This window comes from Ralstonia insidiosa, from assembly GCF_008801405.1.
In the GTDB taxonomy this organism is placed as follows: Bacteria; Pseudomonadota; Gammaproteobacteria; order Burkholderiales; family Burkholderiaceae; genus Ralstonia; species Ralstonia insidiosa.
Window position 1 is genome coordinate 1,454,646 of record NZ_VZPV01000001.1, and the last position, 26,343, is coordinate 1,480,988.

The following is a 26,343-nucleotide window of genomic DNA, read 5'->3' on the forward strand; positions in this document are numbered from 1 at the left end:
GCGGAGGTAGATCAAAGGTTGGCAGCGCTTTCATCGCCACGCAAAGTGCACGGGTGTATAGTCGGACAGCACTCGACCTTCAAGAAGGGGCATTTGCGATGGACACTTTGCCGGCGGGCCAATACAAAGGCTTCGACATCTATCCGTTGGCTTTCCAGCACGAGCGCACGGCACGCTGGCCCGAGGCCAGAGAGGACCGCAGCTACAACGCCGCCGTGATGATCTGCAGAGCAGGGGAGTCGCCCGAGCCAGGGCAGACCCAGGTATTTCGCCTGTCGGGGGAGCAACAGTTCAGCAATGTGGGGGATGCGCGCGTGGCAGCCTTGCGCTTTGCTGAAAGCATCATCGATGGCGACGTGCCGGACCTGTCGCTGGCCGTTGACAAGGTCTGAAGCGGAACAGCTCCTGTCCGTGATAGAATAGCAGGCGAATCCGGCTTGCCGCCGGGCCCGTTACGGCCCGTGCAGCCGAGTCCAGCACCGGGGTTCCCCCCGCGTCGAGCCGGGCGGCGCGCTCTCTGCGACCGCCACCCATTCCTCGCTTGCACTAAACGTACGAAACGAGGCGCGTGCCACTGGCGGGCGCAACCTGCGTTGGGTGCAACTCGGTACCCCCCAAGCCCGCTGTGCGGGCCGATGATCGCGGCGATGCCGCTGCATGCCCACTACACAGGGCGTGCGGCGTGGTTCGGGTGGGTCATCACACTTATTGCAACCATTGACGCAGCCGTGTGCTGCATACAAAGGAACGAGTTTGGCCAAGGAAGAACTGATTGAATTTGAAGGGGTGGTCTCCGAAGCACTGCCCGACAATCGTTTTCGCGTGCAACTGGAAAACGGCGTGGAAATCTGGGCATATGCGTCGGGCAAGATGCAGAAGCACCGCATCCGTATCCTGGCGGGTGACCGCGTAAAGCTGGAAATGTCGCCGTACGACCTCACCAAGGGTCGCATCAACTATCGACACAAGTAACGCAGCAACACAGCACTAAAGCGCCCAGCAAGACATATAAGAGACCGCGAGCACGCATGGCCCGCGGTTTTTTTCTTTCGCCAATCGTTAGCGATCGGTAATATTAATTGGCGTGTCACCTGGATGGGGTATGATCCCCATCGATCGCTGACGGGGGGAAACACAGTCAGCGATCAACTGAAGTGCAGGGCTTTTCATCTTGTCAAGCCGCGCCTCGCCCTCGAATTCCGGGTGAGCGCGCGCCAGCTGTACCAGTCCTCAAATAAGCGCACGGCCCGCCGATAACCTCGGCTGAGCTTCCAATCGCGCATTCAATTCGCCGACCGGGGCGTCATCTGACGCTCGCACCCGTTCGGTGCTCAGTGTGCCAACCGAGTCACACCACATCGAGATACCGCACAGGTAGGACGGCGCTTGTCCATCGAAATCTGGGCGTAACGTTTTTGCGTCCGAGGGAACAGAAATCACAATGTTGGAAACCACAAAAGCAGCACAGAGCGTGGCGCGCGCGAGCCGGCGCGTCATGGTGGGCCTGATGGCGGCAGCATCGCTGACGGGTCTGGGTATGCAAACCGCCTCGGCGCAGGCTACGCGCCCGAAGGCACCCATCTACGGCGTCACGCTGGACGACGTCAGCAACATCAACGCGATCGTGGCATCGCTCACGCATCTGCCGTACAAGCCGACCGTGCGTGTGGTGTTCGATCCGGGCACGACCGCTGCACAGTACTACCCGGCACTCGTCAAGCTCCATGCTGTTGCCTATGTGATGGGCGAGGTCATGGACTCGTACTACTTCCCGAGCGATCTGCAAACCTACACGGCACGTACCAACGAGCTGGTGGGCACGCTGAAGAACGTGGTGGACGTGTGGGAAATCGCCAACGAGATCAACGGCGAATGGCTGCGCAATGACTCGAACGGCCCGAATGCAGTGGCCGCTCAAGAAGAGCAGGACATTGGCAACATGGTGGCCGCAGCACACGACATCGTGAAGGCCAACGGTGGTCTGACCGCCGTGACGCTGTACTACAACGACGATCGCAAGGGCAACAACTGCTGGCAACTGCCGATGGATGCGTGGCAGACCTGGGCGCAGACCTATCTGCCGGCGCGCGTGCGTCAAGGTGCTGACTATGCGCTGTTCAGCTATTACCCGTACCAGGATTGCCCGGGCCTGAGCCCGAACTGGACTGCCGACTTCAAGCTGCTGGAATCCATCTTCCCGGTGGCGAAGGTGGGCTTTGGCGAGATCGGCACGTCGAGCACGTCGGCGCCGAAATCGGTGCAGCAGAGCCTGATCAAGTCGTACTACCCGATGGGTACCACCACGATGGCATCCGACCCGCGCTTCATCGGTGGCTACTTCTGGTGGAACTACGCAGAACAGATGCTGCCGTACAGCAGCAGCTCGTACTGGAGCCTGCTGAACAACACCATCAAGCCGCTGGCAGCACCGCAATAAGAAGCAGAAGCTGTCACGCCTACGTCAGAAGGGGGCGTGCCTGGCCGGCTGAGGCTTCGGCCTTCCGGCCAACAAAAAACCCGCGTCAGCTCGCGCTGCGCGGGTTTTTCTATGGGCCGATGAGACTTAGCCGCGCGCAGCGAGGTAGGCGCGGAATTCGTCCGCGACTTCCTTGTGCTTGAGTGCCAGTTCCACGGTGGCTTTCAGATAGCCCAGCTTGCTGCCGCAGTCATAGCGCACACCCTTGTAGCGGTAGGCCAGCACTTGTTCGGCCGATAGCAGCGATTGGATCGCGTCCGTCAGTTGCAGCTCACCGCCGGCACCCGGCTTGAGGTTGCGGATGTGCTCGAAGATGCGCGGCGTAAGGATGTAGCGGCCGACCACGCCCAGGTTGGACGGCGCATTCTCCGGTGTCGGTTTTTCGATGATGCCCGACATCTTGATCACGCTGCCGTCTTCTTCCCATGGACGGCCGTCAACCACACCGTACGAACGGCTCTGCTCGCGGTCGATTTCTTCCACGCCGATCACCGAGCAGTTGTAGTGTTCGTACAGGTCGACCATCTGCTTCATGACGGGCGGGGTGCCGTCAAGCAGGTCATCTGCCAGGATGACCGCGAAGGGTGCATCGCCAACCAGCTTTTCTGCGCATGCCACGGCATGGCCCAGGCCCAGCGCTTCGGGTTGGCGCACGTAAAAGCAATCCACATGCGACGGCTTGATCGAGCGTACGACTTCCAGCAGCGCAGTCTTTTGCTTGGCTTCGAGCTCAGCTTCCAGTTCGTAGGCCTTGTCGAAGTGGTCTTCGATGGCGCGCTTGCTGCGGCCCGTCACGAAGATCATCTCGGTGATGCCGGCAGCCATGGCTTCTTCCACGGCGTATTGGATCAGCGGCTTGTCCACCACCGGCAGCATTTCCTTCGGGCTGGCCTTGGTGGCCGGCAGAAAGCGGGTTCCCAGACCCGCGACCGGGAAGACGGCTTTGGTAACGCGTTGCATCGTGGTTTCCTTCGTTTCGATATGGGGTCGCAGGAGTGCTCAGGCGGTCTGCACCGGCAGGCGGGCGATCTGAGCTTCCAGCTTGGTGAGCGTGGCTTTGAAATCTGCCAGGCGCTTCTGTTCTTGTTCCACCACAGCGGCCGGGGCGCGGGCAACGAAGGATTCGTTGCCGAGCTTGCCTTCGGCCTTGGCGATCTCGCCGCGCAGACGGTCGACTTCCTTGCCCAGGCGTGCGTGTTCAGCAGCCACGTCAATCTCGATCTTCAGCAGCAGCTTGTTCTCGCCGACGATGGCGACCGGAGCGCCGGCGCCATCGTGTTCCATGGCGGCAGCATCCGTGTAGACCTTCACTTCCGACAGCTTGCCCAGCGCTTGCACATACGGTGCAGCGGCTTGCAGGAATTCTGCTTCGCCGTTGGCGTACAGCGGTACGCGTTGCGCGGGAGAGATGTTCATCTCGCCGCGCAGGTTGCGGCAGGAATCCACCAGGGCCTTGAGCTGCTGGACCCATTGTTCGGCCTGCTCGTCGATCTTGGTGAGCGCCGCACGCGGGTATTCCTGCAGCGCGAGGCTTTCAGTGCCGTCACCCTTGGCGCGGCCAGCCATCGGGGCGACCTTTTGCCAGAGTTCTTCGGTGATGAACGGGATGATCGGGTGGGCCAGGCGCAGGACGGTTTCCAGCACACGCAGCAGCGTGCGGCGCGTGGCGCGCTGCTGTGCCGGCGTGCCGGTCTGGATCTGCACCTTGGCGAGTTCCAAGTACCAGTCGCAGTACTCGTCCCAGACGAACTTGTAGATGGCGTTGGCGATGTTGTCGAAGCGATAGTCGGCAAAGCCTTTCTCCACTTCGGTTTCTACGCGCTGCAGCAGCGAGACGATCCAGCGGTCGGCCTGCGAGAAGTCCAAGTAGCCTTCGGGGCCGCAATCACCGACGCATTCCTGCATGCCGCAGTCCTGGCCTTCGGTGTTCATCAGCACGAAGCGCGTGGCGTTCCAGAGCTTGTTGCAGAAGTTGCGGTAGCCCTCGCAGCGGCCCGGGTCAAAGTTGATGCTGCGGCCCAGCGTGGCGAGCGAGGCGAAAGTGAAGCGCAGCGCATCGGCGCCGAACGCCGGGATGCCTTCTGGGAATTCCTTGCGCGTGCGCTTTTCGACTTTGGGCGCATCCTTCGGGCGGCGCAGGCCGGTGGTGCGCTTGGCCAGCAGCGGCTCCAGCGCGATACCGTCGATCAGGTCGACCGGGTCCAGCGTGTTGCCCTCGGACTTGCTCATCTTCTTGCCTTCCGAATCGCGCACCAGGCCGTGCACGTAGACGGTGTGGAAGGGCACTTCGCCGGTGAAGTGCAGGGTCATCATGACCATGCGCGCCACCCAGAAGAAGATGATGTCGTAGCCCGTGACCAGTACGGTGGAGGGCAGGAAGTGCTTCAACTCGGGCGTGTCTGCCGGCCAGCCCAGCGACGAGAACGGCACCAGCGCGGACGAGAACCACGTGTCGAGCACGTCGTCGTCACGCGTCAATGCGCCGGTATAGCCCTTGGCCGCAGCTTGCGCCTTGGCTTCCTCTTCGGTGCGGCCAACGTAGACATTGCCGGCTTCGTCGTACCACGCCGGAATCTGGTGGCCCCACCACAGTTGGCGCGAGATACACCAGTCCTGGATGTTGTTCAGCCACTGGTTGTACGTGTTGACCCACTGCTCGGGCACCAGCTTGATCTTGCCGCTCTCCACCGCGTCCAGCGCCACTTCTGCGATGGAGCGGCCCGGGAAGCGCGTGCCTTCCGGCGCCGGTTTGCTCATGGCGACGAACCACTGGTCGGTCAGCATCGGCTCGATCACGACGCCGGTGCGGTCACCACGCGGCACCATCAGCGTGTGCTTCTTCACCTCGGCCAGCAGGCCTTGCGCTTCGAGGTCTTCGACCATCTTCTTGCGCGCGTCGAAGCGGTCCATGCCGGCATACGCGGCCGGTGCATCGGCGACGATCTTCGCGTCGAGCGTCAGGATCGACAGTTGCGGCAGCTTGTGGCGCTGGCCCACCGCGTAGTCGTTGAAATCGTGGCCCGGGGTCACCTTGACCACGCCGGTGCCGAACTCGCGGTCCACATACTCGTCGGCGATCACCGGGATCTGGCGATCGGTCAGCGGCAGGTGAACGAACTTGCCGATCAGGTGGGCGTAGCGCTCATCTTCCGGGTGCACCATCACGGCCGTGTCGCCGAGCATGGTTTCCGGGCGCGTGGTGGCGACCGTCAGGTGCGTCAGGCCGCGCACGGCGTCCGGCTCGGCCAGCGGATAGCGGATGTGCCACAGCGAGCCTTCTTCCTCTTCGCTCACCACTTCCAGGTCGGACACGGCGGTGCCGAGCACCGGGTCCCAGTTGACCAGACGCTTGCCGCGGTAGATCAGGCCCTGCTCATACAGGCGCACGAACACGTCGCTGACGGCGCGCGACATCTTCGGGTCCATCGTGAAGTATTCGCGCTCCCAGTCGATCGAGGCGCCCATGCGGCGGACCTGGCGCGTGATGGTCGAGCCCGATTGTTCCTTCCACTCCCACACCTTTTCGACGAACTTCTCGCGGCCCATGTCGTGGCGCGACACGCCTTGCGCATCCAACTGGCGTTCCACGACGATCTGCGTGGCGATGCCGGCGTGGTCGGTGCCCGGCACCCACAGCGTGTTGGCGCCCGACATGCGCGCGTGGCGCGTCAGGCCATCCATGATGGTCTGGTTGAACGCGTGGCCCATGTGCAGCGTGCCCGTCACGTTCGGCGGCGGGAGCTGGATACAGAAGTCCGGCTTGCCGGCTTCAAGCGTCGCACGGGACACGCCCATTGCTTCCCACGCTGCGCTCCATTTCTGCTCAATGGTGGCGGGTTCGAAACTCTTGGCGAGGGACTGGTTTTGATCGGTCATGCTGACAGGGGGCGCAAATCCGCGCAAAAAGACGTTTGGCCCAAGAAAAATGCTGGGCGAAAGCTTGGAATTATACGACTTGTGCGTGTCCGCCAAGGGCGAGGCGGCTAAGGGGGCCGGTATAATTTCTGGATTCTGCTAAGGCTTCCCCCGCATGTCTGACCTGCTCGCCAATCTGAACCCCGAACAACGCGCCGCCATCACGCTTCCCGATGAATCGGCGCTGATCCTGGCGGGGGCGGGCAGCGGCAAGACGCGCGTGCTGACCACCCGCATCGCCTGGCTGATCCAGAGCGCGCGGGTGTCGCCGTCGGGTGTGCTGGCCGTCACGTTTACGAACAAGGCGGCCAAGGAAATGACGGCCCGCCTGCAGGCCATGCTGCCGATCAACACGCGCGCCATGTGGATCGGCACGTTCCATGGCCTGTGCAACCGCTTGCTGCGTGCGCACTATCGTGATGCCGGCCTGCCGCAGACGTTCCAGATTCTGGATACGCAAGACCAGCTTTCCGCCGTCAAGCGCTTGCTCAAGTCGCTCAACATCGACGACGAGAAATTTCCGCCCAAGAACGTCCAGTACTTCATCAATGGCGCCAAGGAGCAGGGCCTGCGCGCGGGTGATCTGGAAATCGCCAACGAATACGACCGCCGCATGGCCGACCTGTACGCTGCCTATGATGCGCAGTGCCAGCGCGAAGGCGTGGTCGACTTTGCTGAATTGCTGCTGCGCTGCTATGAACTGCTGCGCTACAACGATGCGATCCGCGCGCACTACCAGCGCCGCTTCAAGCACATTCTGGTCGATGAGTTCCAGGATACGAACAAGCTGCAGTACGCTTGGCTGAAGATTCTCGCCGGCCTGGGCGAGCCCGGTGTCACACCCAATGCCATCTTTGCCGTGGGCGACGATGACCAGAGCATCTACGCGTTTCGCGGTGCCAACGTCGGCAATATGGTCGACTTCGAGCGCGAATTCCGCGTCGAGCATCGTATCAAGCTGGAGCAGAACTACCGCTCGCACGGCAACATCCTCGATACCGCCAACCATCTGATCTCGCACAACACGCGCCGCCTGGGCAAGAACCTGCGTACCGACGCCGGCCATGGCGAACTGGTGCGCGTCTATCAGGCGGCCACCGATGGCCAGGAGGCCGGCTGGATTGTCGATGAGATCCGCGACCGCATCGCTACCGGCATGTCGCGTTCGGAAATCGCCATCCTGTATCGCAGCAACGCGCAGTCACGGGTGATTGAGCACGCGTTGTTCTCGGCGGGCATTGCTTACAAGGTGTACGGTGGCCTGCGCTTCTTCGAGCGAGCGGAAATCAAGCACGCGTTGGCGTATATCCAGTTGCTGGAGAACCCGGACAACGACGCTGCATTTGGGCGCGTGGTGAACTTCCCGGCGCGTGGCGTCGGGGCGCGCTCGCTGGAGTTGCTGCAGGATGCGGCCAAGCTGTATGGCATTTCGTTGGCGGCCTCGGTGCCGTATCTGACGGGTGCGGCGGGTACCAAGCTCTCGGCGTTCGTGCGCCTGATCGAGCAGATGCGCGCCGATACACGCCAGATGACGTTGCCCGAGATTGTTCAGCACGTCATTCACGCCAGCGGCCTGATCACGCATTACCAGGGCGAGAAGGAAGGCCAGGACCGCATCGAGAACTTGCAGGAACTGGTGACCGCCGCCCAGGCGTTCGTGGCCGAAGAGGGCTACGGCGTGGATGCCATCGCCACCGCATTACCGGTGCGCCATGACGCAATGATCCGCATCGAAGGCGGCGAGACGGATACCGTCTCCGAACTCGTCACCGACGAAACGCCGGCTGAGATGACGCCGCTGGTTGCCTTCCTCACGCACGCCTCGCTGGAGGCGGGTGACAACCAGGCCCAGGCTGGCCAGGACGCCGTGCAGATGATGACCGTGCACGCCGCCAAGGGGCTGGAGTTCCATGTCGTCTTCATCACCGGGCTGGAAGAGGGTTTATTCCCGCACGAAAACAGCCAGATGGAGAAGGACGGCCTGGAGGAAGAGCGCCGCCTGATGTACGTGGCCATTACACGGGCACGTGAGCGGCTGTACCTGTCGTTCGCGCAAAGCCGTGTGCTGCACGGCCAGATCCGTTACCACATCCGTTCACGCTTCTTTGATGAGCTGCCTGAAGACACGCTGAAATGGCTCACGCCGCAGCACTCGGGCTATCAATCGACACGCCGTGCGCAAGGCGAGAGTGGCGCTTGGGGCAAGGATTGGTTCAAGCGCCCCGAGCGCGGCGACGAAGACGCCTACACCGGCACGCGCCCGACCGGCGGCATGGACACCGGCAAGAACTACGCCGATGCCAAGCGTGCGGAAGCAACCGGCTTCCGCGTTGGCCAATCGGTGTTCCACAACAAGTTCGGGGAAGGCGTCATCACGACGCTGGAAGGCGAGGGCGCCGAGGCGCGCGCCCAGATCAAGTTCAACCGCCACGGGGTGAAGACGCTGGCGCTTGGCATCGCCAAGCTGGACCCGATCAACTGAGCGTCGATCGGGTCGGCGTGAAGGTCAGGCCGTCGTGTCGGTAGTAGTCTGGCCGGCGGCTTGCGTTACGTTGAAGCAGCCGCGGTAAGTGGCGTAGAACGAGCAGTACAGCACCGCCATCACCAGGATCCGGTACGGCGTGGCGATGATTGGGGCGATGTTGTTGGCGTCGCTTGAGGCAAACGCCGCATCGATAAACAGCGGGATCGCGATCAGCAGGATCCCGACCAGTGCGCCATACAGGATGAACGCCGCGCGATTGCGCCACACGGCCATCCAACTGAAGAACAGCGCCTTGCCGACCGGAACGCCGTGCCAGGCCACCAGCAGCGGTGCAAACCAGAACAGCACCGCCACCGGGATATACAGCACCGCGCCCATCACCATCGTCAGGTAGAGTTCGCGGATGGCTTCGGTGGTGGGCGGTTTGTCGCTGAACACCGCCATGAGCGTGTCGGTATCCACCATCGTCATCAGGATGCCGCTGACGACCAGCACCAGCGCACCATAGATGCCGCCGAGCTTCAGCAGACCGCGCATCGCATCCTTGCCGTACGACCGGAAGCCAGCGACGAGCGATGCTGGGCCGACGCGCTTGCCCGCCACCGTATCGCGGCAAGCGGACATGAAGCCCACGAAGATGGCCGGATTGACCAGCAGGATGGCGAACACGCCAATGGGTGCCGCCACCAGCATTAGCAGGTTGACGGCAAACAGATAGATGAACAGCAGCAGCAAAAACCCGATCGGGTTCTTGCGGAACAGCCACGCACCCTGGCGCAGCCAGACGTAGCCTTGCTTGCCGGAGACTTCGATCAGTTGCATTGTTCGGGAATGTCCAGAGTCAGCCCAGCCGCGTGCACACGCTCGTTCAGCACGCGTTCGAAGTGGGTCGGGTCGTGCGGCTTGAGCAGTTCGGCATCACGCGGCAGGTAGAAATCCCACAAGCGTGATACCCAGAAACGATAGGCGGCGGCGCGCAGCATGTCTTGCCAGTGCCGCGTTTCGGCATCGGTGAAAGGGCGCACAGCGTGATAGGCATGCAGCATGGCACGCGCCCGCTCGGTATCCAGCACACCGGTGGCGAGATCGATGCACCAGTCGTTGACGGTCACCGCCACGTCGAACAGCCACTTGTCGACGCCGGCGAAGTAGAAATCGAAGAAACCGCCCAGGCGCTCCGGGTGTCCATCCGCTGCCGGTTCGAACAGCACGTTGTCGCGGAACAGGTCGCAATGGCAGGGGCCTTCGGGCAGCGCGGCGTAGTCGGCGCTGGCGAAGAAGCGTTGCTGGTGGGCAAGTTCGGTCTCCAGCAATGCACGCGTGCCGCCGTGCACGAAAGGCACCACGTCGGGCACCACTTCGTTCCACCAAGGCAGGCTGCGCAGGTTGGGCTGGTGGCGCGGGTAGTCACGCCCGGCCAGGTGCATGCGCGCGAGCATGTCGCCCACGATGGCGCATTCAGACACGGTTGGGGCCAGGTTTGAGCGACCGCTCAGGCGCGTCACGATGGTGGCCGGCTTGCCGTTGAGCGTGCGCAGGATCTCGCCGTCACGTCCCGGAATCGGTGCCGGCACGCTGATGCTGTGCTGCGCGAGATGCTGCATCAGATACAGGTAGAACGGCAGTTGCTCGAACGTGAGGCGCTCGAACAGCGTGACCACGAATTCGTGCGTTTGCCCGTCTTTCTCGGTGGTCAGAAAGAAATTGGAGTTTTCAATCCCGGAGGGGATGCCGCGAAATGCGCGCACGGCGCCCACATCGTATTGATCCAGCCAGAGAGCGATCTCGGCGTCGGAGACCGGGGTGAAAACAGCCATGCTTCAGAAATGGGAAACGGGTGAAAGGAGGCGGCACGGCAAATGGGTAGCGCCGCGCCGGTGCGCGCTGGGAGTCAGAACTTCAGGACGTTGACCGAGGGCACACGGTCAATGTCGCCGCGCTCACGGATGCGCGGCGAGCTGTCTTCGGGCTTGCTCAGGTTGTAGGACGTGCCCATGCCGGATTTGACATGGATGTCCGGTGCCTGGCCTTTCTGGAAGCGGTATTCCTCGACCTGCGTACCATCATTGTCGCGGTACTCGAAACTCGGCTTGACGGTTTCGTTGTGAATCGCACCGTGGGTCGGCTTGGACAGCGGCTGGTTGTTGATCGCCTTGACGTCCGGCAAGTCAAGGCCGGCGCTGTCCTGCGTCACTTCAGCGTGCACGGGCAGGGCCAGACAGAGGGCGGCACCTACTGCCAGCCCTACATGTTGCACCGAGCGGCGCATCAGGCGCGCAGCGGCGGCAAAACGGCGGGCGGCAGGCGGGTGAAACAGCGAATCCATGATGGACTCCAGCGAGTGATCGGAGACCTTACATTCTAGCAGTCCGGCCATCTCACCAGCGTCCATCCGGATGGCGCTGAATGTCACACCTGAGGTCACAGGTAGAACATCTCTTCCTTGGGCGGAATCGGCGAGGTGCCTTCGCGCTTTTCGTAGAACTCGTAGACGGCGTCGAGCGCGTCTTTCGGTTCGTCGACGATGCGCATGAGGTCCATGTCATGTTCCCCAATCAGGCCCATCGGCTGCAGGGTGAATTGGAACCAATCCAGCAGCCCCTTCCAGAAGTGGCTGCCGAACAAGACCACCGGTACGCTGCGCGATTTGCCGGTCTGCACGAGCGTCAGCACCTCGGCCAGTTCATCGAGCGTGCCGAAACCGCCCGGCATGACGATGAACGCATCCGAGTTCTTCACGAAGGTGACCTTGCGCGTGAAGAAATGGCGAAACCGCATCGAGATATCCTGATACGGATTGCCTTGCTGCTCGTGCGGCAATTCGATGTTCAGGCCCACGCTGGCCGACTTGCCCGCGTGCGCGCCCTTGTTGGCCGCTTCCATGATGCCGGGGCCGCCGCCGGAGATGACGGCGAAGCCCGCATCCGAGAACAGTCGGGCGATTTCGATGGTGCGTTTGTAGTACGGCGAATCCTCGCGCAGACGCGCGCTGCCGTAGATTGAGACGGCCGGACGGATCTCCGAGAGGTACTCCGTCGCCTCGATGAACTCTGCCATAATCGTGAACATCTGCCAGGAGGCGCGCGCTTTCTTTGCGGTAGCGCGTTCCTCGTCGGCGAGAGCCCGCAGGCTGGGGATCATCTTGCGGTCGGTGCGGCCTTGTGCAGCGTCGGATTTGGTGGAGGCAATCTCCACCGTGCGGTCCGCACCCACCGTCACGTTGACGTCCATGTCCGCTGCGGATGCACCAGCAGCCTGCTTCACGTCGCCATGAGCGGCGTCGCCATTGTTGGAAGCGCCTTCGGGCGTTCCAGTCACATTAGAGTCCATGGGAATGTCGGAAAGTCAAGAAACGCTGTTGCTCGTCGATGGCTCGAGTTATCTGTACCGTGCTTATCACGCACTGCCCGACTTGCGCAACGGAGAAGGGTTTCCTACGGGAGCCATCTACGGCATCGTGAACATGCTGCGCAAACTGCGCAGCGACTACCCTGCCAAGTATAGCGCCTGCATTTTCGACGCTAAAGGCAAGACCTTTCGCGACGACCTGTATCCCGCCTATAAAGAGCATCGCGCGCCCATGCCGGACGACCTGCGTGCGCAGATCGAACCCATCCACGAAGCCGTGCGCGCGCTGGGCTGGCCCATCCTGGTGGTTGAGGGCGTAGAGGCTGACGACGTGATCGGCACCCTGGCCGAACGGGCGACACGGGAAGGCGTTCGAACCATCGTCTCCACCGGCGACAAGGATCTTGCGCAACTGGTGAACGATCACGTCACGCTGGTCAACACGATGACCAACGAGACGCTCGATCCGCCGGGCGTGCAAGCGAAATTTGGCGTGCCGCCTGAGCGTATCGTCGACTATCTCTCGCTGATTGGCGACACGGTCGACAACGTGCCGGGCGTGCCGAAGGTGGGCCCCAAAACGGCGGTGAAGTGGCTGACTGAATTCGGCACGCTCGACAACGTCATGGCCCGCGCGGGCGAGATCAAGGGCGTGGTGGGCGAGAACCTGCGCAACACGCTCGAATGGTTGCCCAAGGGCCGCGAACTGCTGACGGTGAAACTCGATTGCGATCTGTCCAAAGAGGTGCCGAACTTCGACGCGCTGCTTGACGGCGGTGAAGACAAGAGTGCGCTGGTGGACTTCTTCTCGCGCTACGGCTTCAAGACTTGGCTGCGCGAGGCTTCCGGCGAGGCACTGCCTGATACGCGCAGCGTCGGTGCTGCCCGCAAAGCAGCCACGCCCACCAAGAACTACGCTGGCGAGGCGATTGCGCAGCAACAAGCCCAGGCCAGCTTGTTCGACGTCGAGGCGGCGCCCCAAGACGTGAAGTACGAGACCGTCACTACTGAGGCGCAACTCGAATCGTGGATGCAGCTGCTGGATGAGGCGGACCTGGTTTGCATCGACACCGAAACAACGTCGCTCGATCCGATGCTGGCGCAACTGGTGGGGATCTCGTTGTCGGTCACGCCGGGCCAGGCGTGCTACATCCCGGTTGCGCATCGTGGTCCGGATGTGGCGGGGCTGGATGCCGCCGCCCAGCTTTCGCGCGAGTTCGTGCTCGCGCGCATGAAGATTTGGCTGGAGGACGACGCGTCCAAGAAAGTCGGCCAGCATCTGAAGTACGACGCACACGTGTTTGCCAACCACGGCATTGCGCTGCGAGGCATCCAGCACGACACGATGCTGCAGTCGTACGTGCTTGAGTCCCACCGCAATCACGGCATGGATGCGCTGGCAGATCGCGTGCTGCAACTGAAGACCATCACCTACGAAGAGGTGTGTGGCAAGGGAGCCTCGCAGATCGGCTTTGACGAAGTGCCGCTCGACCGCGCGACCGAATACGCCGCCGAGGACGCCGACATTACGCTGCGCCTGCACCGCGCGTTGTTCCCGAAGGTGGCGGCCGACGACAAGCTGGACTACATCTACGAGCAGATCGAAATGCCGACCTCCATCGTGCTGCAAAAGATGGAGCGCAACGGCGTGCTGATCGACGGCGAGCGCCTCGCCAGGCAGAGCACCGAAATCGGCCAGCGTTTGCTGGAGCTTGAGACGGAGGCGCACGCGCTGGCGGGCCAACCGTTCAACCTGAGCTCTCCCAAGCAGATCGGCGAGATTTTCTTCAACCAGATGAAGTTGCCGATCATCAAGAAGACCGCCAGCGGCGCGCCCTCGACCGATGAAGAGGTGCTGCAGAAGCTGGCCGAGGACTACCCGCTGCCGAAGCTGCTGCTCGATTACCGGGGCCTGGCCAAGCTCAAATCCACCTACACCGACAAGCTGCCGAAGATGGTGAACCCGAACACCGGCCGGGTTCACACCACGTACGGCCAAGCCACGGCGGTCACGGGGCGTCTGGCTTCAACCGATCCGAACCTGCAGAACATTCCGGTGCGCACGGAGGAGGGGCGCCGCATTCGCGAAGCGTTCATCGCGCCGGAAGGCAGCGTGATCGTCTCGGCCGACTACTCGCAGATCGAGTTGCGCATCATGGCGCATCTGTCGCAGGACGAGGGTTTGGTGCGCGCGTTCCAGGAAGGGCAGGACGTGCACCGCGCCACGGCTGCCGAGGTGTTCAGCGTGACGCCGTTGGAGGTGACCGCTGACCAGCGTCGCGTGGCCAAGGTCATCAACTTTGGCCTCATCTACGGCATGAGCGCGTTCGGGCTGGCCAGCAACCTGGGCATCGGCCGTGATGCCGCCAAGCTCTACATCGACCGCTACTTCGCCCGCTACCCCGGCGCGGCGCGCTACATGGACGAGACGCGCCAAACCGCGCGCGAACGCGGCTACGTGGAAACCGTCTTCGGCCGCCGCCTGTGGTTGCCGGACATCAATGGTGGCAATGGCCCGCGCCGCCAAGCTGCGGAACGCGCCGCCATCAACGCGCCCATGCAGGGGACGGCGGCAGACCTCATCAAGCTGTCCATGCTGGCCGTGCAAGGCTGGCTGGAAGCCGAGGCCATGCGCTCGCGCCTGGTCATGCAAGTGCACGATGAACTGGTGCTTGAGGTGCCGCAGGCCGAACTGGCCGTGGTGCGCGAGCGCCTGCCTGAACTGATGTGCGGCGTTGCGTCGCTGCGCGTGCCGCTGGTGGCCGAGGTGGGGATGGGCGCCAACTGGGAAGAAGCGCACTGATGCCCTGACCGCCTGAGCGCGCCATCTGGCGTGGCGCGGCTTTCCTTGCCAAGGCAGGCTGCGGATGGCCGTAGCATGCGCATTTAATGATCTGTCATATCTGCCTGCCCGGGGTTGCGGCGGGTTTTGCAATGCAGCAGACTGCATCTGAACGATGATGTGATCGCAAAGATTCAAAGGCTTCAGGAGAACGATATGGCAGGGCAGACGGATGGCGCAGGCGGACCGCGCATCGTAGTGGTCGGTGGCGGTGCTGGCGGATTGGAACTGGCAACGCGCCTGGGCGACAAGCTTGGCAAGCGCGGTGGTGCGCAAGTCGTGCTGGTGGATCGCAACCCGACCCATATCTGGAAGCCGCTGCTGCATGAAGTCGCTGCTGGCAGCATGGACCCGAACACCCACCAGCTCGAATACGCCGCGCAGGCACGCTGGCACGGCTTCGAGTTTCAGCAGGGCGAACTGAAGGGGCTCGACCGCACGGCCAAGACCATCACCGTTTCCGGCTTTGTCGATGCCGACGGCACTGAGGTGCTGCCAGAGCGCGCCATTGCCTACGACGTACTCGTGCTGTCCATCGGCAGCGTGACGCACTTCTTTGGTGTGCCGGGCACGGCCGAGTACGCCATCGCGCTTGATACCGCATGGCAGGCTGAACGCTTTCGCCGCAAGCTCATTTCCGCGTGCATGCGCGCACAGAACCGCGTGGGCGATGCCCGGCCGCAGGTGGATATCGCCATCGTCGGTGCGGGGGCAACGGGCGTTGAGCTGTCGGCTGAGCTGCGCAACACGGCGCACGTGCTGGCCGCCTACGGCTTGCACAAGATGGACCCGCGCCACGACATCCGCATCCACCTGATCGAGGGCGGGCCGCGTATTCTGCCGGTGCTCAAGGAGCGCATTTCCGCCGCGACCACCGGACTGCTGCGCAAGCTCGACGTCGACGTCATCACCAGCGAGCGCGTGACCGAGGTGACGGCCAATGCGGTCAACACCGCGAGCGGCAAGTCTATTCCGGCCGATCTGACCGTGTGGGCGGCGGGCATCCGCGCGCCGTCGGTGCTGGGTGACCTTGGATTGCCGGTTAACAAGCTGGGGCAGGTGGTCGTGTCGCGCACGCTGCAAGTGGAAGGCGAAGATTCGATCTACGCCTTTGGTGATTGCGCAAGCTGCCCGTGGCCCGAGGCGTCGACGAGCGTGCCGCCGCGTGCGCAGGCTGCGCACCAGCAGGCAACGTACCTGTTCAACGCGCTGCGCGGCCGCCAGGACGGCAAGCCGGTCGGGCCGTTTGCGTTCAAGGACCTTGGCTCGCTGGTGTCGCTCGGCCACTTCAGTGCGGTCGGCAGCCTGATGGGCGGGCTGATCGGCGGCTCGATGTTCATCGAAGGCCTGATGGCGCGGCTGATGTACACGTCGCTGTACCGCATGCACGTGCTGGCGCTGCACGGCTGGGTGCGCATGGTGCTCGATACGGTCACCCACTGGCTGCGCAGCAAGACCAATCCGCGCGTCAAGCTGCACTGATCACTGCGCTCGGCGCCGATGGGTTTGCTTCGGTAGACTAGCCGCTTCGTTCACCGTCACCGCCTTCGGGCGCTAGGAGAGTGCGATGCAGCTGGATGCAGAAGTGGAAAGTCTGGTGCCGGGCCGCAACTTTGACCGCCGCGGCTTCATGAAGACGGCGCTGGGTTCGGCGTTTGCGGCGGCGGTGCTGCCCGTGTCGGCGCAGGCCATCAAGACGGACTTCAACGGTCTGACGGCGGGCGAGGTGACCGTGCCCGTCGGCGATTTCAAGATGCCGGCGTATTGTGCGCGACCCGGTGCCCAGCCCGAGGGCAAGACCAAGCTCCCGGTGGTGATCGTCGTCAGCGAGATCTTCGGCGTGCATGAGTACATCGCCGACATCTGCCGGCGGTTTGCCAAGCTCGGCTATCTGGCCATTGCCCCCGAGCTGTTCATACGCCAGGGCGATCCGCAGTCGATTGCGACGATCAGCGAGCTGCAGGAGAAGATCATCTCCAAGGTGCCCGACGCGCAGGTCAGTGGTGATCTGGATGCAACGGTTGCTTGGGTCAAACAGAACGGCGGCGATCCGGCGCGCATTGGCATCACCGGGTTCTGCTGGGGCGGGCGCCAAACCTGGCTGTTTGCCGAACACAGCGCCGACATCCGCGCCGCAGTGGTGTGGTACGGCCAGCCGAGAGGCAATCCGACATCGCTGCAGCCGGTGTTCCCGATCGAAAAGGTGGACGAACTCAAGGCACCCGTACTGGGCATGTACGGTGCCAAGGACACGGGTATCACGCAGGATTCGGTCAACGCCCTGAAGACAGCGTTGGAGACATCCAAGAACCCCAAGGCGCATGCGTCGCGCATCATCGTCTATCCGAATTCGGGACACGCATTTCATGCCGACTACCGGCCCAGCTATGTGAAGGCCGATGCGGAAGACGGCTGGAAGAAGTGCATTGCCTGGTTCAAGGACCACGGCGTCGAGTAAGCCGTCGAGTCAGCGCTTCGTCCTTCCAGCAAGAAAGGCCCCATGTGGGCCTTCTCTCTTTTTTGGGCTGTGCTGGCAAAGGTTCACAAAGGGGCATACAATGCGCCTCTTCTTGCAACTCTGTTGCGTTTGTTGGCGCGGATAGCGTCACCTGCTGCGCCACCCCCGGCATGACCCTCGATACCACCCTGTTAGGCATTCTTCTGGCGACTGCGCTGTCCGGCATTGGCAGCATGGCGGGCGCTGCTGTGCTGTCGCTCACCGTGCTGTCGCGGGTGGTCGACCGCATGGTCAGTTTCTCCGTCGGGGTGCTGCTGGCGACGTCGCTGCTGCATTCGCTGCCCGAGGCCTTTGAGGCGCACAACGGCATCGAGCCGAATACGCATGCACTGTTCGCCACGCTGCTGGCCGGGCTGCTGGGCTTCTTCCTGCTGGAAAAAGTCTCGCTGCTGCGTCACTCGCATCATCACGAGGGTGACGGGCATGGCCATCACCACGGGCATGATCGCCAGGAAGCCGGCCGCAGCGGCATGATGATCCTGGTGGGCGACGGCCTGCACAACTTCTCCGATGGCATTGTCATTGCCGCCGCGTTCCTGGCCGACACCAAAGTGGGTATCGTCACCGCACTGGCGATTGCCGCGCACGAAATTCCGCAGGAGATCGGTGACTTCATGGTGCTGCTCAACGCCGGTTTCTCGAAGACGCGCGCCTTTGTCTACAACCTGATCTGCAGCGTCTGTGCGCTAGTGGGAGCGGTGCTCGGCTACTACCTGCTGGATCGCCTGACCTCGTGGATTCCGTACGTGCTGGTGGTGGCCTCGAGCAGCTTCATCTACATCGCCGTCTGCGATCTGATGCCGCAAATGAAGCGCCGGCCGCGCAAGCAGGAATCGGCGATCCAGGTTGCGCTGATCGCAGCGGGTGTCGCGATGATTTTCTTGCTGACCAATGGCCTGCACGGCCATGCGCACTGAGGCATCGCTTTCGTCCAACAAAAAAGCCCGGTTGATGCCGGGCTTTTTGCTGTGTGCGAGAGGTGCCGATTATGGGTTCGGCCCTGTTGCCACCGGACGTGCCGGATCGCTGCACCATTCGCTCCACGAGCCGGCGTAGAGGGCGGCGCCGGTCAGACCGGCAATCTCCATGGCCAGCGCGTTATGGCAGGCAGTTACGCCCGAGCCGCATTGCAGCATCGTATCAGCGGGCTTGGCGCCGGCCAGTACGGCAGCAAAGTCGGCACGCAACTGTTCAGCCGGCTTGAAGGTGCCATCGGCTTGCAGGTTGTCGCGGAAGAAGCGGTTGCGCGCGCCGGGGATGTGGCCGCCGACCGGGTCCAGCGTTTCGTTCTCGCCGCGATAGCGGTCGGGGGCGCGGGCGTCGATGACGGGCTTGTCGGCATGCCCAAGGTACTTCTGCACGATGTCGGCATTGACCAACGCCACGAGCGACGGCTTGCGCGTCAGGTTGCCGGGCGTGGCGTTGAGTTGCGGCTCATCGGGCACGATCTTGTCGACGGGGTAGTGCGCGGCTTCCCACGCTTGCAGGCCGCCATCCAGCACGGCCACATCGGCGTGGCCGACCCAGCGCAGCAGCCACCAAAGGCGCGCGGCGTACATGCTGCCCTGCCGGTCGTAGGCGACAACCTGTGTGTCGTCGTTCACGCCCAGTGCCCGCAGGCGTGCAACCAGCGCATCAGCGTCGGGCAGCGGGTGGCGGCCGTTGGTGCCGGTCTTCGGGCCGGACAGTTCGTTGTCCAGGTGCAGGTAGAACGCACCGGGAATATGGCTGGCGTGGTACGCATCGCGCCCGGCCGCCGGGTTGGCGAGGTCAAAGCTGCAATCGACGATGACCAGGCTGTCCGGCGCGCTTTGCTGTAGCGCGGCCAGTTGCGGCGCGGTCATCAGGGTGGCGTAGCGAGCGCGTTCGCTCATATCAGCAATCTCCAGGGGGCGACTAGCAATCAAACTTCCGGATGAACCTCGGCTTCCGGCCCGGACACGGCGGTCTGCGGGGTGGGATGCTCGGCGCCCGACTGGCGGGCGCGCATGACCGTGGTGACAATGCCACTGCCGATGATGAGGGCCATGCCCAGCCACGACAGCGCGTTCAGGTGATCATTCCACAGCAACATACCCCAACCGCTCGCAAAGACGATGCCGGTGTATTGCAGGTTCGCAGTCAATAGCGTGTTGCCGCGCTTATAGGCGCGTGTCATCGATGTCTGGCCGAGGGTGGCCAAAAGGCCCACCGCCAGCAGCAGACCGGCACCCGACCACGTGTGCGGTTGCGCGCCCCCGATGAGCATCCATACGCCACCGGCAATGGCGCTCAACAGCGAGAAATAGAACACGATGCGCGCTTCGTTCTCACCCAGGTCACCGAGTTGGCGCACCTCTACATACGCCAGCGCCGTAAACACCCCAGAGACGAGACCGATCATGCCGCCGGCCAGCGCAAGCTGCGACCCGCCCATGTTCGGTTGCAGCAGGCAGACCACCCCCACGAATGACATGACGATGGCCACTACCATGCGCCGATCTGCCCCACCTGGTTTACCTGCCAACGCCGCACCCGCGCCGATGATGAGCGCAATCCACACCGGCGACATGTAATTCAGCGTCATGGCGGTGGCCAGCGGCAGCAGGCTGATGGAGGTGAACCACAGCAGCAGCGAGGTCACCCCAAACACGCTGCGCTTGATATGCGACAGGAAATACGGCGTGCGCACGCCTTGCCCTGAGCGTTGCAGGATCGCGCCCATCAGCACGACGCCGATGATGCTGCGGTAGAAGACGATCTCGCCCGTGCTGTAGTGCGCCGAGGCGAGCTTCACGCACACGCCCATCGCCGAGAAGGCGAATGCCGCAAGAATCATCCACAACGATTGGCGGGCGGAGTTGTCGGCCGTTTGGGCAGCCGTGTGGTGGACTTCGGTGGTGGTATCGGCAGACATGGCGAGGGAGTGCTGCGAACAACGGGGCGAAAAAAACGGTGCAGACCACGCGGGCTGCACCGTTCGTATTGTGACGCGGAAGGCGGCGGATGCCTACGGTCGGCCAGCCGTTAGTAGCGCATCACGCGCCGATACCACTCGTGGAAGTGCTGCATGCCGTCTTCCATGGGCGACTGATACGGACCGACTTCGCTCACGCCGCGCTTCATCAGCGCTGCGCGGCCGGCGTCCATGCGCTCGGCAATCTCGTCGTCCTCGATGCAGGTTTCCATGTAGGCGGCACGCTCGGCTTCGACGAATTCGCGCTCGAACAGGACGATCTCTTCCGGGTAATAGAACTCGACCACGTTGCGTGTCTTGTTCGGGCCCATCGGATGCAGCGTCGAGACCACCAGCACGTTCGGGTACCACTCGACCATCACGTTCGGGTAGTACGTCAGCCACACCGCGCCGTACTTGGGCATCTCGCCGTTGTTGAAGCGCAGCACGGCGTCATGCCACTTCTGGTACGTGGGCGTGCCCGGTTTGCGCAAACCGGCGTGGAGACCGACCGTCTGCACGCTGTGCCACTCGCCGAACTCCCACTCCAGATCGTCACACGAGACGAACTGGCCGAGGCCCGGATGGAAGGGCACGACGTGGTAGTCCTCGAGGTATACCTCGATGAAGGTCTTCCAGTTGTAGTTGCACTCGTGCACCTCAACGTGGTCGAGCATGTAGCCCGAGAAGTCGAGATCGCGCGCCACGCCCAGGCGGGCGAGGTCTTCGCGCACGTCGCGCTTGCCCTCGAACAGCAGCCCGTTCCAGTTCTGCAGCGGCGAGCGCGACAGGTGCACGCACGGTTGCTGCTCGAAGTGCGGCGCGCCCAGCAGGTCGCCTTTCAGGTCATACGTCCAGCGGTGCAGCGGGCACACGATGTTCTGGGCATTGCCGCGCCCATTGAGCATGATTGCCTGGCGATGCCGGCACACGTTGGAGAGCAGTTCGACGCCGTTCGGATTGCGTACCAGCACACGGCCTTCGGCCTCGGCGGCAAGCGTGTGATAGTCGCCAACTTCCGGGACCATCAACTCATGGCCGACGTAACCGGGACCATGCTTGAACAGACGTTCGATTTCAGTTTGATACAGCGCCTTGTCAAAGTAGGCAGAGACGGGCAGCTGGGTTTCAGACGGCACCAAATTCAGTGCGGCGCTGAGATTGGACATTATCCCCACTCCCAATAACGGTGAAAGTAGTGAACAACCCAACCATCGAAAAATTCGATGAAAAATTCGATTTGGGAAAGGACGCCATCGGCGGGTCGCCGGGGTCTGTTGAAATAGGAAACGAGCGCTGTCGGCCCCCGCTTGGGCCAACGACCATACGTTTGATGGGCCAACAGACCCAAACCACCATACGGAACGGCATGTGCCGGCCCGGCCTTTGGAGGAAGGGGGCGATTGTACCCCAGGGGATTTGATAAGTCCCTGATTTTCGACATCTTTCGGCTGTTGGTCAGACGGTTGTCAGCCAGGTGAGCACGCTACGCTTGGCCACCAGTCACTGTTCGGCGCCTTGCGCGATGTGCGCAGAACGCACGTGGAATTGCCGTAAAATGCCAGATTGTCCTTTTCTGATTCGCAACTGGCATGCCCCGTGCCCCAAGCGTTGCCTCGAGCGACGCGTCCGCCTCCCCATCCGCCACGCCGGCTTCCTATGAAGCGGCCATGGCCGAACTCGAAACCCTTGTTGCCAGCATGGAATCGGGCGAACTGCCGCTGGAGGCCTCGCTTGCGGCGTATCGCCGCGGGGCCGAGCTGGTCAAGTATTGCCAGCAGGTGCTGGAGCGCGTCGAGCAGCAGGTTCGTGTGCTCGACGGCGATGCCCTGAAGCCGCTGGCTGACGACAGCAACACGAACGAACAGGGCGGCGCATGAGCGCGCAGGTCCAATCCGAATTCGCCCAATGGATGACGTCCGTGGTCGCACGGACGGAAACCGCGCTGGAGCGCGCTTTGCCGGCCGAGACCGTGGTGCCGCAACGCCTGCACGCCGCCATGCGCTACGCCACGCTGGGGGCCGGCAAGCGCGTGCGCCCGCTGCTGGCGCATGCTGCCGGTGCGCTGGGTGAGGCATCGCCCGAAGCACTCGATGGCGTGAGCTGTGCGGTGGAGATGATCCACGCCTATTCGCTGGTCCACGATGACATGCCTTGCATGGACGACGACGACCTGCGCCGCGGCCGCCCAACCGTGCATCGCGCCTATGATGAAGCGACGGCGTTGCTGGTGGGGGATGCGCTGCAGACCCAGGCCTTTGTCGTGCTGGCCGAACTGGGTGCAGTGAACCCGGCGACCCGCGCGGTACTGGTGGGCGAGCTGGCGCGTGCCTCCGGTTCGCTGGGCATGGCGGGCGGCCAGGCAATCGATCTGCAGAGCGTCGGCATTGCGCTTTCACAGGAAGCACTGGAGGCGATGCACCGCATGAAGACCGGCGCACTGCTGCGCGCGAGCCTGCGCATGGGTGCGCTGTGTGCTGGCGTGAATGCCGCTGCGCTGGAACAGGTGGATGCCTACGCGGGTGCAGTCGGCCTGGCGTTCCAGGTGGTCGACGACATCCTCGACGTGACGGCCGATACCGCCACGCTGGGCAAGACCGCCGGCAAGGACGAGGCCAATGACAAGCCGACCTATGTGTCCATCCTTGGGTTGGACAAGGCTCGGGCGCTGGCCGATGCGCTGCATGCCGCTGCGGGTGCGGCGGTTGCACAGCTCGCCCGTGAATTGGGCGAAGCCCGCACCGTCCGATTGGCCGAGATGGCCGACCTGATCGTGCGGCGTGGCCACTGAACAACATTGCAGAGACGGTAGACGTCTTTGCCCAAAAACGTTTGAGCGCCTGAGCGGCGGCCCCACATGACGTACGAACTTCTCAACACCATCGACGATCCGGCCGACTTGCGCCGACTGGACCGCCGCCAGCTCGGCCCCCTGGCCAGCGAGCTGCGAGCCTTTGTGCTCGATTCCGTCTCGCAGACGGGCGGCCACCTGTCGTCGAACCTGGGCACGGTCGAGCTGACCATCGCGCTGCACTACGTCTTCAACACGCCGGAAGACCGCATCGTGTGGGATGTCGGCCACCAGAGCTATCCGCACAAGATCCTCACCGGCCGCCGTGAGCAGATGGGGTCGCTGCGCCAGCTGGATGGCATTTCTGGCTTCCCGCGCCGCAGCGAGAGCCCGTACGACACGTTCGGCACGGCGCACTCGTCCACGTCGATCTCCGCTGCGCTGGGTATGGCCCTGGGCGCCAAGACCAACGGTGAGAACCGCGTCGCCATTGCCGTGATCGGCGATGGTGCGATGACGGCTGGCATGGCCTTCGAGGCCATGAACAACGCCGGCATCTACAAGAATCTGCCGTTGGTCGTGGTGCTCAACGACAACGACATGTCGATCTCGCCGCCAGTGGGGGCGCTCAACCGCTACCTTGCGCGCCTCATGAGCGGCCAGTTCTACGCGGCCACCAAGAAGGGTGTGGAGAAGCTGCTGTCGGTGGCGCCGCCGGTGCTCGAGTTCGCCAAGCGTTTCGAGGAACACACCAAGGGCATGTTTGTGCCGGCTACGATGTTCGAGGAGTTCGGCTTCAACTACATCGGCCCGATCGACGGGCACGATCTCGAGTCGCTCGTGCCGACGCTGCAGAACATCCGCAAGCGCGCGCTGGAAGGCGGCGGACCGCAGTTCCTGCACGTGGTCACCAAGAAGGGCCAGGGCTACAAGCTGGCGGAGGCCGACCCGATCCTCTATCACGGCCCGGGCAAGTTCAACCCGCAAGAGGGCATCAAGCCCGCCACGCGGCCGGCCAAGTTGACGTACACGCAGGTGTTCGGCAACTGGCTGTGCGACATGGCTGCCGCTGACAAGCGCCTGGTCGGCATCACGCCCGCCATGCGTGAGGGCTCCGGCATGGTGGAGTTTGAGCGACGCTTTCCTGATCGCTACTACGACGTGGGCATTGCCGAGCAGCATGCCGTGACGTTTGCCGGTGGCCTCGCGTGCGAGGGCCTGAAGCCTGTCGTCGCCATCTATTCGACGTTCCTGCAGCGCGGCTATGACCAGTTGATCCATGACGTGGCGCTGCAGAATCTGCCGGTCGTGTTTGCGCTGGATCGCGCCGGCCTGGTCGGCGCGGATGGCGCCACGCATGCCGGTGCCTACGACATCGCCTTCCTGCGTTGCATCCCCAACATGATGGTGATGACGCCGGCGGACGAGAACGAATGTCGCCAACTGCTGAGCACAGCGTTTGCGCAGGATTGCCCGACGGCGGTGCGCTATCCGCGCGGTGCAGGTAGGGGTGTCGCAGTGCAGCCGACGCTCGAACCGCTGCCGCTGGGCAAGGCCGAGGTGCGCCGTGCATCGACGGCCCCCGCAGGGCAGCGCGTCGCGATCCTGGCATTCGGCTCGATGGTCGCGCCGGCTTCGGCGGCGGCCGAGCGCCTGGATGCAAGCATCGTCAACATGCGCTTCGTCAAACCGCTCGATGTGGCCTGCGTGCTGGACATGGCACGTACGCATGATTACGTCGTCACGGTGGAAGAGGGCTGCGTGATGGGCGGTGCCGGCAGCGCCTGCGTGGAAGCCCTGGCCGCCGCCGGTGTCGCAACGCCCGTGCTGCAACTGGGCCTGCCCGACCGCTTTGTCGATCATGGAGACCACGCCGCGCTGCTGGCGCAATGTGGGTTGGATGCCAACGGCATCCTCGCTTCCATCCGCGAGCGCTTTGACGTGCAGCCGCGCGCAGCGGCGCCGCGTGTCGCCTGAGTCACCTTGCGCGATAGGCAGATTCAATCACCCGCATAGCGCTTGCGGGTTTGAGTAGTTGACTGCAGAGGTAGGAAATTTCCCTTACACTCCGCCAGTCCAATTTGTAAATTGTGTGCGCAGTCGCGGGATGGGTTGATCAGATCACTTGAGGAGTGGTCACTATCAGCCAGGTTCCGCGGTTTCACACTCGTTGCGTACCGGCCGACTGCGATGGCCGGGCGACCGTAAAGGAAACCGATCATGAACGATATGAACCCAGCCTTCGTGATGCCGGATGTGCAGTCCAGCCACGACACCCGCCAGATCCCGATTCAACGCGTGGGCGTGCGTGGCGTGCGTTACCCGATGTCGCTGCAGACCCCGTCGGGCGTGCAGAACACTGTCGGTACGTACAACCTGGATGTGCACCTGCCCGCTGACCAGAAGGGCACGCACATGTCGCGCTTCGTCGCGCTGCTCGAAGAAGAGCGCGAGCCGCTCAACCTGGCCCAATTCCAGCTGCTGCTGGAAAAGATGCTGGAGAAGCTCGAAGCCGACGCTGGCCGCATCGAAGTTCACTTCCCATATTTCGTCAGCAAAACGGCCCCGGTGTCGGGCGTGCAGTCGCTGATGGACTATGAAGTGACGATGATTGGCGAAGTGCGTGACGGCCACACCAAGGTGCGCGTCAAGGCGCTGGTGCCGGTGACGAGCCTGTGCCCGTGCTCGAAGAAGATCTCGCAGTACGGCGCGCACAACCAGCGCTCGCACATCACGATCGACGCCGAGCTGGCGGCCGATACGCCGGTCGAATCGCTGATCCGCATGGCCGAAGAAGAGGCGTCGTGCGAGCTGTGGGGCCTGCTCAAGCGCCCGGACGAGAAGTTCGTGACCGAGCGTGCGTACGAAAACCCGAAGTTCGTGGAAGACCTCGTGCGTGACATCGCGATGCGCCTGAATTTGGACGACCGCATCGTCGCCTACACGCTGGAAGCCGAGAACTTCGAGTCGATCCACAATCACAGCGCCTATGCGCTGATCGAGCGCGACAAGCGTCTCGACAAGTAATCGACG

The 26,343-nt window shown here is 63.1% G+C and carries 21 protein-coding genes; 12 read left to right on the plus strand and 9 right to left on the minus strand.

Annotated features, from left to right (window positions below):
• The first annotated feature begins 98 nt into the window (after positions 1 to 98).
• The 3 genes from F7R11_RS07020 to F7R11_RS07030 all read left to right on the plus strand — a co-directional run bounded on the left by F7R11_RS07020 (position 99) and on the right by F7R11_RS07030 (position 2,437).
• A complete protein-coding gene (locus F7R11_RS07020) occupies positions 99 to 392 on the plus strand; it encodes a hypothetical protein (RefSeq protein ID WP_031329431.1) in 294 nt (97 codons plus the stop codon).
• A gap of 361 nt (positions 393 to 753) precedes the next feature.
• The gene (infA, locus tag F7R11_RS07025) at positions 754 to 972 is read left to right on the plus strand and encodes a translation initiation factor IF-1 (RefSeq protein ID WP_004631109.1); all 219 of its coding nucleotides are present in this window, start codon (positions 754 to 756) and stop codon (positions 970 to 972) included.
• 469 nt (positions 973 to 1,441) lie between these two features.
• Positions 1,442 to 2,437, plus strand: a complete 996-nt coding sequence (locus tag F7R11_RS07030; RefSeq protein WP_064802226.1) for a hypothetical protein — start codon at positions 1,442 to 1,444, stop codon at positions 2,435 to 2,437.
• Positions 2,438 to 2,563: 126 nt separating this feature from the next.
• Here the strand turns inward: F7R11_RS07030 and galU are convergent, their stop codons facing one another.
• Positions 2,564 to 3,436, minus strand: coding sequence for a UTP--glucose-1-phosphate uridylyltransferase GalU (gene galU / locus F7R11_RS07035; RefSeq protein WP_064802227.1), 873 nt, complete (start codon positions 3,434 to 3,436; stop codon positions 2,564 to 2,566).
• A 39-nt stretch (positions 3,437 to 3,475) separates the two neighbouring features.
• Positions 3,476 to 6,352, minus strand: coding sequence for a valine--tRNA ligase (locus tag F7R11_RS07040; RefSeq protein WP_064802229.1), 2,877 nt, complete (start codon positions 6,350 to 6,352; stop codon positions 3,476 to 3,478).
• Between the two features lie 154 nt (positions 6,353 to 6,506).
• Between F7R11_RS07040 and F7R11_RS07045 the strand changes: the two genes are divergently transcribed.
• Positions 6,507 to 8,873, plus strand: coding sequence for a UvrD-helicase domain-containing protein (locus F7R11_RS07045; protein ID WP_064802231.1), 2,367 nt, complete (start codon positions 6,507 to 6,509; stop codon positions 8,871 to 8,873).
• 24 nt (positions 8,874 to 8,897) lie between these two features.
• Here the strand turns inward: F7R11_RS07045 and F7R11_RS07050 are convergent, their stop codons facing one another.
• The 4 genes from F7R11_RS07050 to F7R11_RS07065 form a co-directional block, all read right to left on the minus strand.
• The gene (locus F7R11_RS07050) at positions 8,898 to 9,698 is read right to left on the minus strand and encodes a BPSS1780 family membrane protein (RefSeq protein WP_064802233.1); all 801 of its coding nucleotides are present in this window, start codon (positions 9,696 to 9,698) and stop codon (positions 8,898 to 8,900) included.
• The gene (locus tag F7R11_RS07055) at positions 9,689 to 10,693 is read right to left on the minus strand and encodes a homoserine kinase (RefSeq protein WP_064802235.1); all 1,005 of its coding nucleotides are present in this window, start codon (positions 10,691 to 10,693) and stop codon (positions 9,689 to 9,691) included. Before F7R11_RS07055 ends, F7R11_RS07050 begins: the two co-directional genes overlap by 10 nt.
• 74 nt (positions 10,694 to 10,767) lie before the next feature.
• The gene (locus F7R11_RS07060; RefSeq protein WP_031329430.1) at positions 10,768 to 11,202 is read right to left on the minus strand and encodes a hypothetical protein; all 435 of its coding nucleotides are present in this window, start codon (positions 11,200 to 11,202) and stop codon (positions 10,768 to 10,770) included.
• A gap of 95 nt (positions 11,203 to 11,297) precedes the next feature.
• Positions 11,298 to 12,206, minus strand: a complete 909-nt coding sequence (locus tag F7R11_RS07065) for an LOG family protein (RefSeq protein ID WP_021195138.1) — start codon at positions 12,204 to 12,206, stop codon at positions 11,298 to 11,300.
• Positions 12,207 to 12,210: 4 nt separating this feature from the next.
• Here F7R11_RS07065 and polA point away from each other — a divergent pair, with 4 nt between their 5' ends.
• The 4 genes from polA (at position 12,211) to F7R11_RS07085 (ending at position 18,501) form a co-directional block, all read left to right on the plus strand.
• Positions 12,211 to 15,027 carry a DNA polymerase I gene (polA, locus tag F7R11_RS07070; RefSeq protein ID WP_064806209.1) on the plus strand — a complete coding sequence of 939 codons (2,817 nt, stop codon included), beginning with the start codon at positions 12,211 to 12,213 and terminating at the stop codon, positions 15,025 to 15,027.
• A 195-nt stretch (positions 15,028 to 15,222) separates the two neighbouring features.
• A complete protein-coding gene (locus tag F7R11_RS07075) occupies positions 15,223 to 16,548 on the plus strand; it encodes an NAD(P)/FAD-dependent oxidoreductase (protein ID WP_064802237.1) in 1,326 nt (441 codons plus the stop codon).
• Positions 16,549 to 16,633: 85 nt separating this feature from the next.
• Entirely contained in the window at positions 16,634 to 17,524 is an 891-nt protein-coding gene (locus F7R11_RS07080) for a dienelactone hydrolase family protein (protein ID WP_064802238.1), read from the plus strand.
• 170 nt (positions 17,525 to 17,694) lie between these two features.
• Entirely contained in the window at positions 17,695 to 18,501 is an 807-nt protein-coding gene (locus F7R11_RS07085; protein ID WP_064802240.1) for a ZIP family metal transporter, read from the plus strand.
• A 69-nt stretch (positions 18,502 to 18,570) separates the two neighbouring features.
• Here F7R11_RS07085 and F7R11_RS07090 read toward each other — a convergent pair whose 3' ends face one another.
• The 3 genes from F7R11_RS07090 to F7R11_RS07100 all read right to left on the minus strand — a co-directional run bounded on the left by F7R11_RS07090 (position 18,571) and on the right by F7R11_RS07100 (position 21,688).
• Entirely contained in the window at positions 18,571 to 19,458 is an 888-nt protein-coding gene (locus tag F7R11_RS07090) for a sulfurtransferase (RefSeq protein WP_021195133.1), read from the minus strand.
• 29 nt (positions 19,459 to 19,487) lie between these two features.
• On the minus strand, positions 19,488 to 20,402 hold the full coding sequence (locus F7R11_RS07095; protein WP_169341596.1) for a DMT family transporter: 915 nt from the start codon (positions 20,400 to 20,402) through the stop codon (positions 19,488 to 19,490).
• 188 nt (positions 20,403 to 20,590) lie between these two features.
• Positions 20,591 to 21,688 (minus strand): aromatic ring-hydroxylating oxygenase subunit alpha, encoded by a 1,098-nt coding sequence (locus F7R11_RS07100; RefSeq protein WP_064802242.1) that lies wholly within the window; start codon positions 21,686 to 21,688, stop codon positions 20,591 to 20,593.
• 423 nt (positions 21,689 to 22,111) lie between these two features.
• On the opposite strand from F7R11_RS07100, the gene F7R11_RS07105 reads away from it, so the two are divergent.
• The 4 genes from F7R11_RS07105 (at position 22,112) to folE2 (ending at position 26,337) form a co-directional block, all read left to right on the plus strand.
• Entirely contained in the window at positions 22,112 to 22,399 is a 288-nt protein-coding gene (locus F7R11_RS07105; protein WP_064802244.1) for an exodeoxyribonuclease VII small subunit, read from the plus strand.
• Positions 22,396 to 23,310 (plus strand): polyprenyl synthetase family protein, encoded by a 915-nt coding sequence (locus F7R11_RS07110; RefSeq protein ID WP_064802246.1) that lies wholly within the window; start codon positions 22,396 to 22,398, stop codon positions 23,308 to 23,310. Before F7R11_RS07105 ends, F7R11_RS07110 begins: the two co-directional genes overlap by 4 nt.
• Positions 23,311 to 23,376: 66 nt before the next feature.
• Positions 23,377 to 25,287 (plus strand): 1-deoxy-D-xylulose-5-phosphate synthase, encoded by a 1,911-nt coding sequence (dxs, locus tag F7R11_RS07115; RefSeq protein ID WP_064802248.1) that lies wholly within the window; start codon positions 23,377 to 23,379, stop codon positions 25,285 to 25,287.
• 243 nt (positions 25,288 to 25,530) lie between these two features.
• Positions 25,531 to 26,337 (plus strand): GTP cyclohydrolase FolE2, encoded by an 807-nt coding sequence (gene folE2 / locus F7R11_RS07120; RefSeq protein WP_064802250.1) that lies wholly within the window; start codon positions 25,531 to 25,533, stop codon positions 26,335 to 26,337.
• The last annotated feature ends 6 nt before the right edge of the window (positions 26,338 to 26,343 follow it).

What these genes read in the sequence shown, in the direction of transcription:
- F7R11_RS07020 (WP_031329431.1), top strand. Translation starts at nt 99, where the DNA reads ATGGACACTTTGCCGGCGGGCCAATACAAAGGCTTCGACATCTATCCG.
- F7R11_RS07050 (WP_064802233.1), bottom strand. Translation starts at nt 9,698, where the DNA reads ATGCAACTGATCGAAGTCTCCGGCAAGCAAGGCTACGTCTGGCTGCGC.
- galU (WP_064802227.1), bottom strand. Translation starts at nt 3,436, where the DNA reads ATGCAACGCGTTACCAAAGCCGTCTTCCCGGTCGCGGGTCTGGGAACC.
- F7R11_RS07065 (WP_021195138.1), bottom strand. Translation starts at nt 12,206, where the DNA reads ATGGACTCTAATGTGACTGGAACGCCCGAAGGCGCTTCCAACAATGGC.
- F7R11_RS07060 (WP_031329430.1), bottom strand. Translation starts at nt 11,202, where the DNA reads ATGGATTCGCTGTTTCACCCGCCTGCCGCCCGCCGTTTTGCCGCCGCT.
- F7R11_RS07080 (WP_064802238.1), top strand. Translation starts at nt 16,634, where the DNA reads ATGCAGCTGGATGCAGAAGTGGAAAGTCTGGTGCCGGGCCGCAACTTT.
- F7R11_RS07095 (WP_169341596.1), bottom strand. Translation starts at nt 20,402, where the DNA reads ATGATTCTTGCGGCATTCGCCTTCTCGGCGATGGGCGTGTGCGTGAAG.
- F7R11_RS07110 (WP_064802246.1), top strand. Translation starts at nt 22,396, where the DNA reads ATGAGCGCGCAGGTCCAATCCGAATTCGCCCAATGGATGACGTCCGTG.
- folE2 (WP_064802250.1), top strand. Translation starts at nt 25,531, where the DNA reads ATGAACGATATGAACCCAGCCTTCGTGATGCCGGATGTGCAGTCCAGC.
- F7R11_RS07045 (WP_064802231.1), top strand. Translation starts at nt 6,507, where the DNA reads ATGTCTGACCTGCTCGCCAATCTGAACCCCGAACAACGCGCCGCCATC.
- F7R11_RS07030 (WP_064802226.1), top strand. Translation starts at nt 1,442, where the DNA reads ATGTTGGAAACCACAAAAGCAGCACAGAGCGTGGCGCGCGCGAGCCGG.
- polA (WP_064806209.1), top strand. Translation starts at nt 12,211, where the DNA reads ATGTCGGAAAGTCAAGAAACGCTGTTGCTCGTCGATGGCTCGAGTTAT.
- F7R11_RS07040 (WP_064802229.1), bottom strand. Translation starts at nt 6,352, where the DNA reads ATGACCGATCAAAACCAGTCCCTCGCCAAGAGTTTCGAACCCGCCACC.
- F7R11_RS07055 (WP_064802235.1), bottom strand. Translation starts at nt 10,693, where the DNA reads ATGGCTGTTTTCACCCCGGTCTCCGACGCCGAGATCGCTCTCTGGCTG.
- F7R11_RS07100 (WP_064802242.1), bottom strand. Translation starts at nt 21,688, where the DNA reads ATGTCCAATCTCAGCGCCGCACTGAATTTGGTGCCGTCTGAAACCCAG.
- dxs (WP_064802248.1), top strand. Translation starts at nt 23,377, where the DNA reads ATGACGTACGAACTTCTCAACACCATCGACGATCCGGCCGACTTGCGC.
- F7R11_RS07090 (WP_021195133.1), bottom strand. Translation starts at nt 19,458, where the DNA reads ATGAGCGAACGCGCTCGCTACGCCACCCTGATGACCGCGCCGCAACTG.
- F7R11_RS07075 (WP_064802237.1), top strand. Translation starts at nt 15,223, where the DNA reads ATGGCAGGGCAGACGGATGGCGCAGGCGGACCGCGCATCGTAGTGGTC.
- F7R11_RS07085 (WP_064802240.1), top strand. Translation starts at nt 17,695, where the DNA reads ATGACCCTCGATACCACCCTGTTAGGCATTCTTCTGGCGACTGCGCTG.
- F7R11_RS07105 (WP_064802244.1), top strand. Translation starts at nt 22,112, where the DNA reads ATGCCCCGTGCCCCAAGCGTTGCCTCGAGCGACGCGTCCGCCTCCCCA.